This is a genomic window from Aurantibacter sp. UH7, from assembly GCF_056839165.1.
The window spans coordinates 2,099,463-2,118,580 of sequence record NZ_CM166388.1; the positions used below are offsets into that span (position 1 = coordinate 2,099,463).

10 protein-coding genes are annotated in these 19,118 nt (G+C 35.5%); 3 read left to right on the top strand and 7 right to left on the bottom strand.

Annotation, left to right across the window (positions count from 1 at the left end; genetic code table 11):
• Nucleotides 1–66: 66 nt before the first annotated feature.
• Entirely contained in the window at nucleotides 67–870 is an 804-nt protein-coding gene (locus tag UH7x_RS08925) for an SDR family oxidoreductase (RefSeq protein WP_482363378.1), read from the bottom strand.
• The gene (locus UH7x_RS08930) at nucleotides 863–3,142 is read right to left on the bottom strand and encodes a M28 family peptidase (protein ID WP_482363379.1); all 2,280 of its coding nucleotides are present in this window, start codon (nucleotides 3,140–3,142) and stop codon (nucleotides 863–865) included. Before UH7x_RS08930 ends, UH7x_RS08925 begins: the two co-directional genes overlap by 8 nt.
• 140 nt (nucleotides 3,143–3,282) lie before the next feature.
• Here UH7x_RS08930 and UH7x_RS08935 point away from each other — a divergent pair, with 140 nt between their 5' ends.
• A complete protein-coding gene (locus UH7x_RS08935; RefSeq protein ID WP_482363380.1) occupies nucleotides 3,283–3,747 on the top strand; it encodes a CBS domain-containing protein in 465 nt (154 codons plus the stop codon).
• Between the two features lie 50 nt (nucleotides 3,748–3,797).
• On the opposite strand, the gene UH7x_RS08940 is transcribed toward UH7x_RS08935, so the two are convergent.
• Together UH7x_RS08940 and UH7x_RS08945 are read right to left on the bottom strand one after the other, a co-directional pair.
• Nucleotides 3,798–4,148 (bottom strand): hypothetical protein, encoded by a 351-nt coding sequence (locus UH7x_RS08940; RefSeq protein WP_482363381.1) that lies wholly within the window; start codon nucleotides 4,146–4,148, stop codon nucleotides 3,798–3,800.
• Complete coding sequence (locus UH7x_RS08945) at nucleotides 4,145–4,642, bottom strand: DUF6265 family protein (RefSeq protein ID WP_482363382.1); 498 nt, start codon at nucleotides 4,640–4,642, stop codon at nucleotides 4,145–4,147. The genes UH7x_RS08940 and UH7x_RS08945 overlap by 4 nt, the downstream gene beginning before the upstream one ends.
• Nucleotides 4,643–4,831: 189 nt before the next feature.
• On the opposite strand from UH7x_RS08945, the gene UH7x_RS08950 reads away from it, so the two are divergent.
• Nucleotides 4,832–6,448, top strand: coding sequence for a glycoside hydrolase family 31 protein (locus tag UH7x_RS08950; RefSeq protein WP_482363383.1), 1,617 nt, complete (start codon nucleotides 4,832–4,834; stop codon nucleotides 6,446–6,448).
• An 885-nt stretch (nucleotides 6,449–7,333) separates the two neighbouring features.
• Here UH7x_RS08950 and UH7x_RS08955 read toward each other — a convergent pair.
• Both UH7x_RS08955 and UH7x_RS08960 read right to left on the bottom strand, forming a co-directional pair.
• Nucleotides 7,334–8,224, bottom strand: a complete 891-nt coding sequence (locus tag UH7x_RS08955; RefSeq protein WP_482363384.1) for a PorP/SprF family type IX secretion system membrane protein — start codon at nucleotides 8,222–8,224, stop codon at nucleotides 7,334–7,336.
• A 16-nt stretch (nucleotides 8,225–8,240) separates the two neighbouring features.
• The gene (locus tag UH7x_RS08960) at nucleotides 8,241–16,787 is read right to left on the bottom strand and encodes a DUF8202 domain-containing protein (RefSeq protein ID WP_482363385.1); all 8,547 of its coding nucleotides are present in this window, start codon (nucleotides 16,785–16,787) and stop codon (nucleotides 8,241–8,243) included.
• Between the two features lie 556 nt (nucleotides 16,788–17,343).
• On the opposite strand from UH7x_RS08960, the gene UH7x_RS08965 reads away from it, so the two are divergent.
• Nucleotides 17,344–18,525, top strand: a complete 1,182-nt coding sequence (locus tag UH7x_RS08965) for an acetyltransferase domain-containing protein (protein ID WP_482363386.1) — start codon at nucleotides 17,344–17,346, stop codon at nucleotides 18,523–18,525.
• A 19-nt stretch (nucleotides 18,526–18,544) separates the two neighbouring features.
• Here the strand turns inward: UH7x_RS08965 and UH7x_RS08970 are convergent, their stop codons facing one another.
• A complete protein-coding gene (locus UH7x_RS08970; RefSeq protein ID WP_482363387.1) occupies nucleotides 18,545–19,117 on the bottom strand; it encodes a pentapeptide repeat-containing protein in 573 nt (190 codons plus the stop codon).
• Nucleotide 19,118 lies beyond the last annotated feature (1 nt).

A 19,118-nucleotide genomic window follows, 5' to 3' on the forward strand; every position in this document is an offset into this window, starting at 1 on the left:
ATAATACATTAACAGTCTTAATCCCACTTTTGTTGTGAAATATGAGCGCAGTGTTGTGAAAACATACTATATAGTGGTGGTAAAGTTGTAGTTTTTAACAGAAATTAGCCGATTTGAGCTCACAATTTTGCCTTTTTTGGAATTATATGATTTATAATCAGGAGGTTGTAAATTTTTCTTAATGGCTTCAGCATGGTAGTAATCTCTTTTTGTTGGATGATTAGGATGCACGGCATTAAAGAGTTCGTTCCACCAATTTTTCGCTATGATAGCTTCAATTATATTTATACAGTCATTTCTATGAATTAGGTTGATAGCATGATTTCCATTCGATAAATCTGACCTTCCTGAAAGCATGTTTACAGGGTGTCTGTCACCACCAATTAGGCCTCCAAAACGTAATATTGTAGTTAGAATCTGATTGTCATTTTTAAAAATGTTTTCAGCACTTAGCATTTGCCTTCCAGATTCTGTGGTCGGTTGTGGTTTTGTTTCTTCGGTTACGACACCTTCTGCATCGCCATAAACGGATGTACTACTTATAAAGAGCACCTTTTGAACAGAAGATTGAATAATAGCATTATGTAGTAATTGCATTTTTTTTACGTAGTTTTCTTTCTTTTCACCTCTTAATTTTGGAGGAACATTTACTACGATTATTGATACGTCTTTTAAAAACTCTTGGGAATTACCTTCTAGCTTCTCTTCTGTTAATGTCATTAAGAAAGCATTAATACCAACTTTTTTTAAATTTTCTAGTTTTTCAGCTGAGGTAGTACTGCCATTTATCTTATAGCCGTTTTTTATTAATTTTTCTGCTAATGGAAGTCCGAGCCAACCACAGCCTATAATAGCAATTTTATTATTCAAAAGTTATTTTTTTAATTGTTAGAATGGCATCATTTAATACGAATGGCATAGGAATGTTGTCAATTGGGCGAGGTGGCACTGTAAAATCAGGATGTTTTAATAAGTCATTTGAAGCTTCATATAAAGTCAAAGTTAATTTTTCGTTTGCAGGAATTGCTATTTGTAACTCGGTATATTCATTATTGCTGATATAATGAGTTAATAATCTACCAGTTTTTTTATTGCCAAGTAGCGACTCATTAAGTGTTATACCATTAATTTTAACATCGTTTAAAATTGTTTCGTTTGTGAATACCTCTAACCTGCTTACTTTGCGTTGATGCGTAATACACAAGTTGAGAATGCGCTCTTTGCCAATAATGGTATCTAATGATGTTTCTATTAATGGGGGTTTTATGTTTTTTAATGGAGCCTCAGAGATATAACTAAAACCTGTACTGTATTTACTACTGGGCACATAATAGAAATCTTCTGCGGTATTAATTTTATTGATGTAATTACTTGTCCAATCACTTATAACCTTTTCATAGGTAACCCAGTTTGCTTTGTTAGTTTCTATGTCAAGTACATAAGCCAAACTGGTTGGTTTGGCATTCTCTGCTGAAAAACCTGAATTTAAATGCGCTTTCACCATAAAAATTATGAATAAGATAGCACAGAAAAAAGCTAATCTGTTTTTCTTTTTGTAAAAACCAAATAGCGGTAAAAGCAGCGTAAATGTAAGGCCAGTAAGTATTGTTGTACCAACCATCATTTTAAGGCCGAGACCAATAGGAAGTAATGCGATAAAAGGTGTAAAAATCCAAAGAGCTGGAATGGTGAGAAATACCAACAAAAAGGAGTTTGGTTTTTTTTGATTGATAAGAACCATAAATGACGCTAATGCTGCATAAACAGGTATAATGAAATATACTCCACCTTTAAGATACATTGACAATGCGCAACAAATACTTAACCATATAAACAAAGGTGCAACTAGAAGGTTTTTAGTGGCAATGGATTTAAATTGATGGTATACATAAAAGCAAATAGCAATGGATAAAAATATAAAAGCATAGATGTATTGCTGTCCATTATATGTGAATCCATGCAAAATGTCTTCGTATTGGGGATATAGCCATTTAAGAAAAGACCATGAGAAAAAGCCAATTACACCTGTTATTGCTAACACTATAAGTATTGGAATAAAACCAATTGCTATCTCTTTTAACTTTAGATTTTTATTTTTAAAACCATATATAAGTAATACTATAAAAGTAATCACCGCTAAAGCAAACATAGGCCATATCCAAGAAAAAGGATAGGTTACCATTTTAAAAATCGGAACATTAAAATACACTAAATCGTCTGAGTTTTTCAAGCTATTTAAATCTGCCATAGAAAAGTGTTGGAGTAGTGGCATTAAATAGGAGCCTTGGTGCGCTAAGGTATTGCGATCTAAACGTTCGTAATTATCACGAAGTGTATGGTAGTCATAATGGTCGTCTATAAAAGCAAAATTAAATCCGTCTATATCACCATCTTCTCTAAAAACTGTAAGGTCTGTGTCATTAGGAAGCATTTTATAGATGCTGTACATCAATGAATTAGCCACGGGAAAATCAGGATTTGCCCTTCTAAACTCATTAATTAGGTTAGAATTACCTTCGTTAGTCTCTAAAAGCATATAACTAGCACCGCCACTTCCTCGTGCTTCGAAATTTAAGACTAAACCAGTTTCTTTAGCCCATTCGTGATTATTCACATATAAATCGGCACCATTTAGACCAAGTTCTTCTGCATCGGTAATTAGAATAATAATATCATTTTTTGGAGTTTGTCCTTTTGCTAAAAAAGCACGTACACCTTCCAATATTGTAGCAACTCCACTTCCTGCATCACTTGCCCCTAAAGAAGAATGTGGATTACTATCATAGTGAGACATAAGAAGCAATGCTTTGCCGTTTTCTGAACCTTTAATTCGAGCCAAAATGTTAATAGCTTTACTGTAATTTGCCCAATCCCCAGCAGTATAGCCAACTTGTACTTGCGTTTTTAGTCCTAAGTCTTCTAATTCATCAATAATATATTCTCGTACCTCTTTATGAGCTTCTGAACCAACACTGTGCGGTTTTTTAGAAATAAATTCGACATGTTTTAAGGCTCTATCCGTAGAAAATTCTGATAAATTTATTTGAGCTCCTTCGGTGTATTTAGGCATTTCAGCATTGAAACACCAGTAAATTGCTAGCGATATTAATAATAATGATAAAAAGCTTTGAAAAGGTTTCATTAATTTGTGAGATATTCGATAAAAGTATGAAATTCTTAAAGTTTTAATTGTTTCAACCGATTTTTTTGGCAAAATCATCAGTAAAGAGTATATTTAAGATTAACCCTAACCGACCTATATTTACTAAAAAGATTAAAACTATGGGAATAAAAAGTTTTAGAGGAGCCCGAAAAGAAACGAAAAAGGAGTTTGATGCTCCTATTTTGGTTACAGATTATATGACGAAGAAGTTAGTAACTTTTAGTCCTAAGCAATCGATTCTTGAAGTAATGGAGTTGTTTACCAAATATAATATTTCTGGTGGACCAGTACTTGATGATAATGGTTTTTTAGTAGGTATCATTTCTGAAGCCGATTGTATGAAGCAAATCTCTGAAAGTAGGTATTTTAATATGCCTATTTTAGACAAGAGTGTTGAAACATATATGTCTAAAAATGTGGAAACTATTCCACATGAGATGAGCATATTTGATGCTGCAGGTGTTTTTGTAAAACACAATAGAAGAAGGTTGCCTGTTATGAAAGACGGATTGTTGGTTGGGCAAATTTCTAGGAAAGATATAGTAGTTGCTGCTTTAAAACTTACAGGTCATAATTATAAATAAGGAAAAAGTATTTTTAAATTATAAATGCTCTCATTTTTGAGGGCATTTTTTTATTCTCTTTTTACAATCATATAATAATCATTGTCTAGCGGTAGATAACCTAGGTTGTATACAAAATAATACGTTGTTCCCTTTTTTGTAGTATAAAGATTTGTGAAGAAATCAAAATCAAAATTCTTATCTAATAAACTATTTTTTGAAGTTCTAGTTTTCCCGTCTTTTAAAGCGTAGCTGTCAAGTATCTTGTAATTACGTCTTAAACGATTGTTTATGTTGCGAATAAGGTTTTTACTATCCGAATTAAATTTGTTATGGTATGCATTTCGGCATCCATCAGAACAATACTTTTTGTCTACTCGGCCAGTTATTTCTGTGCCACATTCTAGGCATTTTTTCTTCAAAACTCAGCTTTTTTATAATTAAAGACGATTTCTTCAACTTCTCCACTATCTTGATGAATAAGGCCATAGATATTAATTTCATTTGAGCTTATTTTTTCAAATGTAAAACCATCAAAGTAAAGGCGATTTTTGGCTACTTTAATTAATTTAAATTGTTGTACTTCGTCTTTTTCTTCCCATCCTTTTAAATCGCCATGAAAATGTTTCAATTCAAAAACTAATGTCTCTTCAATTTGGCGAATATGCCCTAATTCATAAAATTGAACTACGCCATCAGCAACTAATTTAAATGAAAACATCATAGTTCCCCCCATGGGAGGGCTCCATATTTCCTCTGTTTTGCCCCCAAAAGCTTCACCTTTCCAATGACCTTCCATCCATGAAATTTCTGAAATATTGGCATCAGGTGATTGATCCCCATCATTAAATGAAAGTGTGTTTTGGGCATTTGTAGTGATGCTAAATAGGAATAAAAGTGAAAAAATATATTTCATTGTATTGTTCAATGTGAAGAACAAGGTACAAAATATCCGTTTGCAAACGGATTAAAGGATTATTTCATCACTTTTTTCAGGACAATTGTGTATTAAAAAATTTTAGGTTGTAAGCCGTTTTTTCTATGCTTACTTTTAATTTTAAATCTATTATTGACTCTTCTGATTTTTAAAAATTCAATAAAAATAATGCGAAAAGTATATTTAATTACCATTATCATAACTGCAATGTTTAATACATATGCACAAGTGCAAGATAAAGTAGTGTTGGAGATTCTTTCTGATGAATATTGGTGGGGAGGGCTCAGTGCTATTGGTCATAATACTCCTTATAACGCAAGTACTGTAGTAAGTCATAATCTTTGGGGCGATAATAGGGGAAATCAAGCACAACCCTTATTATTATCTAGTAAAGGCAGATACATTTGGAGTGAGTCTCCGATAACGTATTCTTTTAAAAGTGGACAAATAATAGTAACTACAAAAGATGGCGAAATAGAATTTGGTTCAGCTGGCAAAAATTTACGTGATGCTTATAATTATTCAGTCACGAATTTTTTTCCACCTAATGGAAAAATCCCGGATGAGTTATTATTTACTAAACCACAGTACAATACTTGGATAGAGCTTACCTATAACCAAAATGAAGTTGATATTTTAAATTACGCACAATCAATAATCGATCAAGGATATCCTCCTGGGGTATTAATGATTGATGATAACTGGCAGGAAAGTTATGGCACTTGGGAGTTTTCTTCACGAAGATTTAAAGATCCGAAAGGGATGATGAATAAGTTACATGATATGGGCTTTAAGGTGATGTTATGGGTGTGTCCTTTTGTAAGTGCTGATACCGAGAATTTTAGACATTTGGCTAAAGAAGGTATGTTATTACTTGATGGGGATAAAACGCAAGAAGTACTTTGGGCTAACACAAAAAATAAGGCAGCAATTATTCGTTGGTGGAATGGAGCAAGTGCTTGTTTAGACTTAAGTAATCCAAAATCTCAAGATTGGTTTGAAAAAAGGCTAAAATATTTAATGGATGAATATGGTGTAGATGGTTTTAAATTTGATGCTGGAGATGCTGATTTCTATACGGGTGATATAGTTTCTTTTGTGCCTGAGACGAACCCTAATGATCATACTACGTATTTCGCAAAATTGGGATTACAATTTCCTTTAAATGAATATCGCGCATCATGGAAAATGGCTGGTTTGCCATTGGCTCAACGATTAAGAGATAAAAACCATAATTGGAATGACCTAGGAAAACTTATTCCAGATTTAATGTCTCAAAGTATTATGGGGTATGCTTATACATGTCCTGATATGATTGGAGGAGGAGAATATCAATCATTTGAAAATTCTACTACTATAGATGAGGAGTTGGTAGTGCGTTCTGCTCAGGTTCATGCATTAATGCCCATGATGCAATTTTCCGTAGCACCATGGAGGGTATTGTCCGAAGAAAATAATAAACTATGTTTAGAAGCAGCGGAATTACATGCTAAAATGGGTAATCTATTTTTAGATTTGGCCAAAGAAGCTTCAAAGACGGGTGAGCCAATAGTAAAGCCTATGAGTTTAGTATATCCAAATAGTGGGTACGAAACTATTAAAGACCAATTTATGCTTGGCGATAATATTTTAGTTACCCCAGTAATTGAAAAAGGGCAGCGAAAACGAAATGTGATATTGCCAAAGGGTAAATGGCTATCTGAGAACGGTAAAGTTTTTAGAGGAGGGTGCAGCATTAAGATTGATGTTCCTTTGAGTCGTTTAGCTTACTTTACAAAAAAGTAATATTATTGAATAGTTCAGTAGAATTATTGCCTTAATAGCTGTCTTAAACTTTTTTTTACATCATTATTACTACAATATAATTATTATTCAACAAGAGTATTTATAAAACTCTTTATTTCATAATTTTTGACCTTAAGCGCATAAGTATCTGATAATCAATAACTTTAATTAGTGTTGTTGATTTTTTCAGTACGTGTAATGTTAAATATTACATAAAATAGTACCTTTTTATGCATAGTACTGTAACAAAACTAAACATTCCTCGTCTATCTAGTATAAACAAATTATAAACAACGAATTATAATAATATTAAAGACTAGAAATTATGAAAGCAACAAGTATCAGAACAGCAACAGAATCAAAGACAGGACAGTACTTTTCATCTTTTGGAAATAGCAAAAGAGCACAATGGGCACAGTACAGAAATTTCAATCGCTAATCACGATTATTAAACAACTAGTAACAATATAAAAACAAAAATTATGAAAGCATCAATCACAAAAACAGCAACAGAATCTAAAAGCGGACAGTATTTCTCAACTTTTAGTAATAGTAGAAGAGCTCAATGGGCTTCTTATAGAAACTTTAACCGCTAATCACGGTATTTAATTTTACATCAATCATTAAATATAACATCATGAAAATTTTCATCAATCAATCACCAATTGAATCTAGAAAGTTTACTTTCTACAACCAATTAAAAAACAACAAAAAAATTCGATGGGCAGAATCGAGACAGTATCTCAATTAAGATTTCAGCCATATTGTATTAAAAAAAGGGGAATAGACTTTTTACAAGTCTATTCCCTTTTTTTACTAAATATAATTTAGAATTAAATGTGATTGTTGTAATGAAATATGGTTTACAATAATTAAAAGATATAGCTATAAAATTAATTTCATGAAAATTTCATGAGTGCCATTGTCAATATTGCTTACTGAACTTTCAATCGCCATTTCATATGCATAACCTATATCCATCCAACCTGTTTTAAATAAAAATATACCACTAATACTCTCATTTAGTCTGTAGGCAGCTCCAAGACCAAATCTTTCATGAAACTCTACTACTGTGGTAAGGTCTAATGAGATAGGAGATGCTTCAACATATCTAAGCATTGCAGTTGGTTTTAATACTACATTTTTATTTAAAAAGACATCATATCCACCAGCTAAATAGACATGAGTTTTATCGATACCTAATCTGGCCTGTCCATCGTTTTGTTGCAAACGCTCTGGATTTAAAATTTTTGGAATCGAAAGGGATACAAAATATTTTTCATTCTTTAGATATATTCCAGCTCCGAAATTGGGATTAAAACGACCATCAATATTCATTAAAGAAAAATCTTGTTGAATACCATAAGTTGTAAGACCATCTGTGTTTATATCATAAGAAGTAAATCCTCCTTTTAGGCCAAAATATAGATTGTAATCATCATTTAGCTTCAACTTGTAAGAGAAGTCTATTGAAACCGATGTTTGATTTTCAATAAAAGTTTTGTCATTTATTACGGAAAGACCGAGTCCTACGTTATTGCGAATTGGAGTAGAAAATATAGCACTTTGCGTTTCTGGGGCACCTTGTACTCCAGCCCACTGGCTTCGAACATTAAGACCAATTTCTATATTTTCTTCTGCACCCGCGAATGCAGGATTAATTAAGTTCATATTAAATCGGTAGAACGTAAAGTTTGGGTCTTGTTGAGCAGAGAGGCTATTTACTGAAATAATCAGTAATAAGAACAGTATGGTTTTTATGTTATTGATTTTCATTTATATTGTATAAGTATTAATAATTGATGAACAACCATCCGCGGATAGGGGCTATACCATTACCGAGATTAATAACGTAGAGATAAGACCCCGCTGGCAATATTTTGGAATTAGCGGCGTAGTTACCTCGCCAGTCATTGCGATATCCAATAGCCGCAAAAACTTCGTGTCCCCATCGATTAAATACAGTTACTTTTGAATTAGGATAATTTTCTATTCCTGGTATAACCCAGGTGTCATTAACTCCATCGCCATTTGGAGTGTAGGCCTCTGCGGGTATCAACAATGGTTCCGTTTTTTCCGTGTTGCTTTCATCGTCGTCATCGATTCCATTATTGTCATCATCCATATCTGCATTATCGCCTATACCGTCACCATCAGTATCGACACTTTCGTTCGAATCGTTGGGGAACGCATCTTCGATATCGGGGGTTCCATCACCATCATCATCTTCGTCCTCATTATTACCTATTCCATCACCATCAATATCTGTAGTTTCATTTACGTCTAATGGGAAGTCATCTTCCGAATCTGGAGTACCATCGTTATCGTCATCATTATCAGCATTATTACCCGCACCGTCACCATCGGAATCTGTATCTTCATTTGGGTTATTAGGAAAATCATCCACACCATCTGGAATACCATCTCCATCAGTGTCTGCATTACTTTCATCAAAATCTTGTATGCTAACTGTCCATGAAACACTGTCCGTATTGCCATCATCATCAGTCGCTGTGATAGTAATTTCGTAAGTGTTATCGTTATTATTATCCTCAGGAATTTCAAAATCTCGTGCTGCCATGGTTACAACTCCAGTCGACGTGTTTATTGTAAAGTTCATTTCATCTAAACCACCCAATGAATAGGTCACGTTGCCGATAGGGTCTCCTGTGATGTTTGGCGTTGCGCTGTTATAGATTAAATTCTCATTGACGTTGGAATCGGCGATTTCATCAATAGAAAAAATAGTTATTTCTATTACATCCAGTAAGGTAATAGTCCAATTTTCTGAAGCACTGTTGCCGTCTTCATCCGAAGCTGTAATGTTCACTTCATATATGTTGTCTTCATATACATCATCTGGATTTTCGAAACTGCGTAAAGGCATAAACACTTGTCCGGTTGTAGTATCTAATGAAAAAATAGCAGCATCAGCTCCACCAATATCGTAAGTAACTTCACCAATCGGAGCCCCATTTATTACGGGTATAGGCCCAGTATATGGGGTTTCTTCATCAATTGTTGAATTTGCAATAGTTTCAATAGTAAAGCTTGCTTGTTCTGTAACATCTATTATGCTAACATCCCAAGAAAGTAAAGCTGTATTTCCATCAGCATCCGTTGCAACAATGCTTGCTAAATAAATACTATTGGTGTTTGAGTCCGTTGGAATCTCAAAATCTTTTGCTACCATAGATACGACTCCCGTAGATGAATCAATGGAGAAATCGTCTGAATCGATACCTGCTAGAGTATATGTAATTTCTCCTACAGGTGCATCACCGGACAAACTCGGAATCACGCTCGTATAATTGGTATTTTCGTTAACTTCTAAATCGGCTATAACATCAATAGTGAAGCTTGCCGCTTCAGTTACATCGGTCACACTTACATCCCAAGAAAATGCTGCGGTATTTCCGTCGGAATCTGTTGCAACAATACTTGCCAAATAAATACTGTTGGTGTTCGAGTCAGTTGGATTCTCAAAATCTTTTGCTACCATGGATACTACACCCGTAGATGTATCTATAGAAAAATCGTCTGAATCGATGCCTGTGAAGGAATAAACAATGTCCCCTACAGGAGTATCACCAGATATGTTTGGTACTACGCCAGTATAGGCTAAATTCTCACTTACATTCACATCTGCTATCGCATCGATGGTGAAATTGGCAATTTCCGTAACATCAGCCACGGTAACAGTCCATGCTTCGCTGTCGGTATTGCTTTCATCATCCGATGCGATAATAGTCACTTCGTATACATTATTGGAATTTACATTCTCGGGAACTTCAAAATTCCTTGCAACCATTGAGACTATACCCGTTGTACTGTCTATTGTGAATTCAGAAGCATCAGCTCCACCTAAAGTATAGGTAATGTCCCCTATTGGTGTATCTCCAGATAGGCTAGGTGTTACACCAGTATAGGCTACATTTTCATTTAAGTTGGTATTTGTTATCTCATCTATTGTAAAATTCGCATCATCATTTATTAAGGTAATTGCAAGCGTTTGATTGGCTAGCAAATCAAAATTATTATCACTTGATGCATCGTTGATACTAACGGTTACCGTTGCAGTGTGATCAGCAACAACAGCGTCATCTACACCGGTCACAGTAATCGTTTGAGCGGTATTCCAATCAGTGTTTGTGAAAGTAAGTTGTGCTGAGCTTATGATTGCTTCATTCACATCATCAGATGAAATATCAAAAACGACATCAGTTGTTGGCTGACTGCCAAGTATTACGGTAAAAGTACTTGTTCCTCCATCCTCAGCCATTGTCAAGATGGTTTCGCTCACCGTAAAGGCGGCTATATTTTCAACAGTAACTGACCTAGTGGTTGTCTGACCACAAAGTGCGTAACTTATGTCTACCGATCCTTCTGCTACACCCAATACAAGACCAGATTGATTTACGGTTGCAATACTCGTATTATTACTGGACCAGACACCTCCACTTTCAAGATGGGCGAGCTGAATCTGAGCTCCTATGGAGACTGAATTGTTTCCTGAAATTTGCGGAAAATACCCTTGCACCCAGTTGCTATTACTTGCTGTTAAGGCCATATTAAGAAGTGTACCATTATTTGCTAATGGACTATTGTCTGCTAAAGTTGTTAACCCTGTATTAGTTCCATTTGCTATGCCTTCGTTAAAATTATAGTATCCCGTTAAACCCGCCTCTGTACCTATCAATGCAGTATCAATATTATTATTAATCTCAGTGGTAGTTCTAGCCAAATTCCAAAAACGGAGTTCATCTATTTTACCTGCAAAATAATTGTCGATAAATCCTATTTGATAGGGGCCGGTTATATTTATTGCTGCTGGTGCAGGATAATTAAAAGCCTCTTCACCATTAATGAATACCGTAAACGTCAGACCATCTTTTACTAATGCAATATGGGTCCAGACATTCTGTAATACCCTAGCCTCAGCGTCAAAAGCAGCGAACCGTGTTAAATCAGAATCGGCATAAGCATCTATATGAATTTTACCATCTTTAATATAGAAGGATGGATTTCGTGTGATGGCGGCGCCATCTTGCCTTCCAAATATAGCATGCCAGTTACCGTCATAATTAGAATTATCGGGTAGTATCCATGCTTCTATAGTAAATTCGGTTGTTCCATCTTGAATATTTAACCCAGAAAGATTTACATAATCATCTACCCCATCAAAATGAAGTGAATTATTGGTGCTGGCTGTTACTGCAATAGACTCCGCAACAGTACCAGAGTTTACTGATATGTTTCCTGAGAATCTGCCATTTTGCGCACTGGCAACACGCATATAAATTTTTGTATTTGCGATGGTATTTGTAGAAGGTGCTAACGTAACACTTGTAGCAAACCCTGCGCTAGAACTAGTTGAAGAAATTTCAAAACCAGTAGGTGCGGTAATGACCAAATCTTGGTACGCATTACTTGCCGATACATTAAAATTGACAGAAGCAGATGCTTCTCCGCCACAGTAAATAATTTCATCCAACTCAGTAACTGAAGTTATAATACTAGTTTTTGAGGTAAACGTAAATCCAGTGTCCGTTGCGGTGCCACCTGCCGTTGTTACAGCAATAGCCCCAGTTGCTCCGTATGCGAGTATAGCGGTTATTTGGGTAGCGGAATCTACTGTATAGGAAGCTGCATCTTCACCACCAAAAGTAACTTGTGTTGCTCCTTCAAAATTAGTCCCGGTAATAACAATAGTATCTTCTTCACCCCCTTCAGTAGGGGTAAAGGAATCTATGGTAGGTTCTGGTATAGCTGTAACAGCTGCTATCTCAAGAGCGGTCAAAGCTTTGTCCATAATAACAAAGTTGTCTATACATCCATTAAAGAATTCCCAATCCGTTGTACCAATATTATATCCGTTTGTCTGGGAATAGCCCAACTGATTGTAAGCCATATCTAAATGGTTTACTGTTGGCCCCGTAGTGCTAGCCTCTAGGGCTCCATCCAAATATATGGAAACAGTGTTACTGCTGGCTGTTAAAACCACTTGGTGCCAGTTACTATCATTGACAGGGTTTGTTGATTCTGCCGATAACGAATTACTGGCTGAAGTCCACAGTGTACCACGTAACTTACCATCGGATTTTATTAAAATAATGGGTATGTAATTCGTAGGGTTGGAACCGATTGGTTGATTCTGATAGCCTAAAATAGCCCCGGTACTTGTCGTTTTAAAACGTAATGAAATGGTGAATTCAGAAAGACTTCTAATTAAATTATCCGGTAGTTTTACATAGCCAGGTCCGTTATCAAAACAAATAGCTTGGCCCTGTGCCCCAGTTTGATAGGTTATCGTATTTATTTCCGTACCATCGTGATTATTATCGGTCGAATCAAGAGCATCATTTTCAAAATCATATTGCGCTACCTTATAAATAAAACCTACTTCACTATCATTTCCCGCAGGGTTGGTTACCGTAATCGATCCAGAAGCACCTATACCAATAGTTGCGGTAATCTCGATATCCGAGACTACAGTAAAACTCGATGCATTAGTTGCACCAATAGCTACCGAAGTGGTACCTGTAAAACCTGTGCCTGTAATAGTCACCTCCGCACCGTTGCCAGCAAAATTGGGGGTGAAACTAGTGATGGTTGGTGCAATAATAGCTGTTTTCGCCAAGGTAAAATATTCGCCATCTGCAAGGGTTATATTAGCGATTTCTCCATCAGCATTTAATGTTCCCACAGTTGTTATATCCGCTGAAAAATCCCCATCTACATCACTTACCAAACTCCAAGTATCATCAAAGCCTGTAAATTTTAGGTTTACATTTTGGGTGAAATTGGTAGTCTTATCCACTTTCCATTCTCTGATAACTCGAGTATTGAATTCGTTATTATCAATTTCTGTTGTTTGGGTTGTGGAGGCTCCAGCATTATTGGCCACCATTAAAAATTGTTTGTCATTGGTATGGGTGGTGGTACGCCCAGCATCATTGTTAGCTGAAGTGAAATTTGCATTCAAGGCTATGGTCAATATAGCACCTGAATTCACGGAATTGGAAACTTTTTGATCCAGACCAGAAGCATCATCCCTGCCAATACCAAAAATATCACTTGTGTACCCAATGTTCTCAGATGCTTCCCACAAAGTGGTGGTGCCGTCAGATGCTATATAATCGGTGGGTGCTGCTTGGTCAAGGGTTATTCCGTGTTTAAGAGCAAGATAGGACTCAACAAGTTTTTGCTCTGTGGTATTAAGAGCCTCATTGAAAACAATTATCTCTGCTATTTGACCGTCGTATGAATATTGACCCATGTTTTCAGTTGCCCCTACCCACAAGTCGTTACCAGTGTTAATATTACCAGTATTATAAACTGTATTGCCAGAAGAAACTCCATTTTTCACATGATTTCCACTAGTGTCGTCAAGGATGTAACCATGAATATAGTTTTGATTCAAGTTATCGGTAAAACCGCTAATAATATCATTGTTTTTATTGGATTGAAACCAGCCATTGGCATATCGCCAACTTCCAAAACCGTCTTCTTCCCCTATTACATAATTATCAGGAGACGTCTGATCGACATTCCCCACATAGTAGATTGAAATCTTATTGGTTAGATTTAGGTTTTGTGAACCAAAATTTAAATAGTCAAAGTCTGGGTCTGACGCCCCATAGGGATTTCCTTGGAAGTCAATACTGGGATGAAAATTAATATCATTAGCGATGTAAGCTGGGCGATTATTCGCGCTGGACTGAATTCCAGTTAAAGCATTTGGTGATTGGTCAATCCAGCTACTCACCCCGGATGAATTTGTAACACCTGCATCCGCTTTTAACCAAATAGTAAGGTCGGCCAATTGACCCCCGGGTGCCGTCTGTAATTTTGCCAGAGTTAAATATTCCCCATCAGCTAGAGAAATCCCTGTTATTTCACCATTGGCATTCAATGACCCCAAAGATGTTACCCCTGAAGAGAAATCGCCATCACTATCTTTTATTATGGACCAGGTCTCATCAAACCCGGCAAACTTTAAATTGATATTTTGACTGAAATTTGCTGTTTTCTCTACTTTCCATTCTCTGATAACTCGAGTATTGAATTGGTTATTATCAATTTCTGTAGTTTGCGTTGTTGTGGCTCCAGCATCATTGGCCACCATTAAAAATTGTTTATCAGTTGTATGTATTGTTGTTCTTGCCGCGTCAGTATTTGCCGCTGTAAAATTAGCATCCAGGGCCAAAGTAAGAATAGTATCATCGTCTACAGATTTCGAAACTTTTTGATCCAGACCAGAAACATCATCCCTACCAATACCAAAAATATCATTATCATAACCTGTATTCTCAGAGGCGTCCCAAATAATGCTTGCATCCGAAGCTACATAATCGGTTGCTAATGTTTGGTCTAAAGAGATCCCATATTTAAGTGCTAAATATGAGTTTACACGTTGTTTTTCTACCGTGCTCAAAGTACTGGAATACACGATGGATTCAGTTATCAATCCATCTAAAACCCTTGTATCATCAGCAAATGGACTGCCAATGCCTAAATAGGAATTTGCCCCGTTCATGGTTATAGTTGAACCAAAAGTTTCTTCTTTGTTATTGACCGAAAGTTGCAAGTTCGGAACATTGTGTGTGAACGCTGTACCTAATATAATTGGTCTTCCGTACTCAACCGCTTCACTATATGTAGCCCCTCCACCATCATTCCTATCCCATAGTGCAACATTGTTTTCGTCAATACCAAAAGACGGTTGCTGACCTACGGTAAGTATTGCCGAAAAATCCATAAAAGGTTGAGTAAGTACATTCGAGTTATCTTTTACCCCCACTGAAAAAGCCGTTACTGCGCCTCTGGGAATAATTTGTGCAACAGAGTTCATCTCGTCCGTTGCAGCGGTTGAAAATTCTAAGGAAGGATTAAAATTTATGCTCCGCGACAAGCTGTAACTTGGGCCGCCCTCACCATCATCGGTAAATTGGTTTCCAAAAGCATCGGTCCAAGAAGTAACTGAGGATCCATCAGTAGTATTAGAGAGTCCGGAATCTGTTTTTAACCAAACAGTCAAATTGTTTAGAACACCTCCGGGTGCTTTTTGAAATTTAGCCAAAGTAAATGTAGTAGCATCAACTATTGGAGTGTTAGTCGTAAACTCACCATTTGAATTTAATGCTCCAATAGTGGTTACCCCTGTTGAAAAATCTCCATCTGCAGTGGCGATAATCGACCAGCTTTCATCATAACCATCAAATTTGAGACTTATATTTTGTGAGAAATTGGCTGTCTTATCGACTTTCCATTCGCGGGCGATACGAGTGTTGAATCCGCTAGAGACCTCTAATTCTGTAAACTGATTTGTTTTAGCACCGCCGTTATGAGCGACAACTAAAAATTGTTTATCGTTGGTGTGTGTTGTGGTACGCCCTGCATCATCATTAGTTGCAGTGAAATTAGCATCCAAGGCTACATTTAATATTGAACCTAAATTCACAGATTTGGAAATTTTTTGGTTTAAGCCGGAATCGTCGTCACGACCAATACCAATAATGGCGTTATCATAGCCATTGTTGTCAGCGGATGTCCAAATTTTGGTTATTCCATCGGACGCTATATAGTCGGTTGCTAATGTTTGATCTAATGTTAGGCCGTACTTAAGAGCAAGATAAGATTGTACTTGTTGTTGTTCAGTGTTAGATAATTTACGATTGTACATTAATACTTCGCCAATAATACCTTCTAGGTGGTTGTCACCGTCTTGAGCCTCGGCATTGTCCGCATCTAGTCCTATTAGTAAAGCTCCATTCCCTGGCAGGGTTGTCATGCCAATATCCGTTATAACCACTTTGTCATTTACATAGAGTTCGGTTGAACTTGCATCGGATGTAACGCTAAACAAATAAGGCAAATCATCATCCAATACGGAATTGGTAACCGATATTTCATTCGGTCCATCTAGAGAGAGATGTATACCGTATCCTTGTGGAAAGGCAAAGTGTGCCATATCATTAGCACCATCTGCACCATAGTGCCATACTGTATTAGTGGTAGAAGTATTATCTGCTATAACTTGTTGTATAGAGAATATAGTGACTTCGGAAAAGTCGAAATCGGCAGCGTTTACTACAGTTGCAAGACCGTTATCTATCCCGTCAAATACTATTCCTGGGTTAAAGTTAAGAGCATTTACAGCTAAATTTGGAGCTGAATCGGGGTCTGGTCCTTGTACTAAATTGGCATTTAAGGCAAGGTTGTTATTTGATTGGTCAAGCCATTCCGCATTGGTTGAACTGTTATAGTTGAAACCGGTGCCTGCTTTTAACCAAAGCTCAAGATTGGTAGAAACACCACCCGGTGATTCTTGTGCCAAAAGCGACTGTAGACAGCCGAAAAGTAATATAAAAAAGATTTTTTTTAAGAAATAACTGTTTTTCGGAAATCTGGAGTTGGTATTCATATGCCCCATTAAAAATTAGATTGAATAATAAAGTAGGAGCGAAGATTAAAAAAATTGTAGTATTATTCTTATTTATGTTGTAGGCTTAGGTGGAAAAGTTGTAAAATAATCGATAAACGGCATTAAAAATACGATGACTTGTAAATTTATGCTATTATTAAACATTCCATTTTAGTTGCATAGAGTTCTGAATAGTATTATTTATTCATTTTTTTCGATTGTTTAACTTTAGGGGTTCGCTAGAAAATATGCTTGACTATAGAGTGTAAATGGCCTTTTGGCTAGTAAATGTAACGCATAGTAATTTATAAGAACTACCGTTTATAGCTATAAAATTACATCCTATACAGAATAACTAACGGTACGTAAGAAAATAATTATTTCCCTTGGTTTTTCGCTTACCTTAATTAATCTTTATAGGCTTTTAAGTATTAGCACTTAGCCTTTTTTAATTTTTTATTGTTTTTGTATGATGGTTAAAACCGCTAATAACAGAATACAATCAATCGATATGTTACGAGGTTTGGTAATGGTAATCATGGCCTTGGATCATGTTCGCGATTATTTTCATTTCGATGCTTTTCTTTTTGACCCAACCGATTTAACGCAAACAAATGCGGCATTATTCATTACTCGATTTATAACACATTATTGTGCACCTGTATTCGTGTTTATAGCAGGTACTTCAGCTTTTTTTGTAGGTCAGCGAAAGGGTTTAAAATCATTATCTAGTTGGTTATTAAAGAGAGGTTTTTGGTTGATACTATTGGAATTAACCTTAATAAAATTTGGGTGGCTTTTTACATTTGATATAACCTATATCCTACTGCAAGTTATTTGGATTCTTGGTTTGTCTATGATAGTTCTTGCAGGGTTAATTCACCTTCCTAAAAGAACTGTACTTATAGTTTCTGCATTAGTTATAATAGGGCATAATGCCTTCGATTCTTTTGTGCCAACTGGTGATTTTAGTTCTGGAGTATGGGCTTTTATACACGAGTTTAAATTATTAGCCTATGGAGATATTCGAATTTTTATAGCGTATCCCGTGATTCCTTGGGTATTTGTAATGCCTTTAGGTTATTATTTTGGAGAATTTTATAAAACAACTTTTGATAGTAAAGTTAGATCTAAAATATTATTGCAAATTGGTGTAGGTGTTATTGTTGCTTTTTTTATTCTTCGAATTATGAACCTTTATGGAGATCCATTTGAATGGGAAACACAAGATACATGGAGTTATACTTTAATGTCTTTTTTTAATCTCACCAAATATCCACCTTCATTATTATTTTTATTAATAACTCTTGGTCCATCAATTATACTGCTAGCTTTTGCAGAAAAATGGAGGGGTTGGCTTTTTGATAAATTAGTAACTATCGGTCAAGTTCCTATGTTCTTTTACATTATTCATATTTACGTTATTCATTTTTTGGCGCTCATTGCTGCAGTTTTAACTGGGTTTGACGGATCTAACATGTACATTGATTTATGGGTTACTATGCAGCCTGGTTTACGAGGGTACGGTTTTAATTTAGGTATAGTATATATCATCTGGATTTCCTTAATTATCGGTCTTTATCCTATCTGTTCTTGGTATAACACGTATAAAACCAACAATAGAGATAAGTGGTGGTTGCGTTATTTTTAAATAGTTATTGTAAATCCTTTCACTTAACTACAATATCATATTTGCGTAGTAGACCTATTAATTCATCTTTAGGAAAAACTGCTTTTTTAATGCGATTAATTTCTGGGTCAATATTAAAATTTAAAGCTGATTTAAAATTCGCTTTTTCAATATTTGTTTGTTGAAAAATGGCACCTTCTAAATTACTATTATCAAAATTTGCTTCTATTAGTTTAGCTTCTGTAAAATCGACTTGACACATTTTACAATCAATAAATTGCTGTCTGTTTAAACTGAGTGCATAAAAAGATGAAAAATCTAAGTTGCAATCTAAAAATGAAAACGCCATTAAAAAATCATTGCATTGTTCAAATTTGAGCCCCATCATTTTACAATGTGAAAAACTTATTTCGTTAAAAGTTGTGTTGGTTATGTTGGTATTACTGAGATTGCAATCGATAAACGCGCATTCCATAAAATTTTGATTGTCCAAATAGCTACCTTCAAAATTACACCCTTCGAAGACGCAATTTTCGTATTCACCCTTTACTAAAGCGATTTGAGAATAATCTAGATTCTTAAAAGTTTTGTCAGTGATAAATGGTTTGTTCATC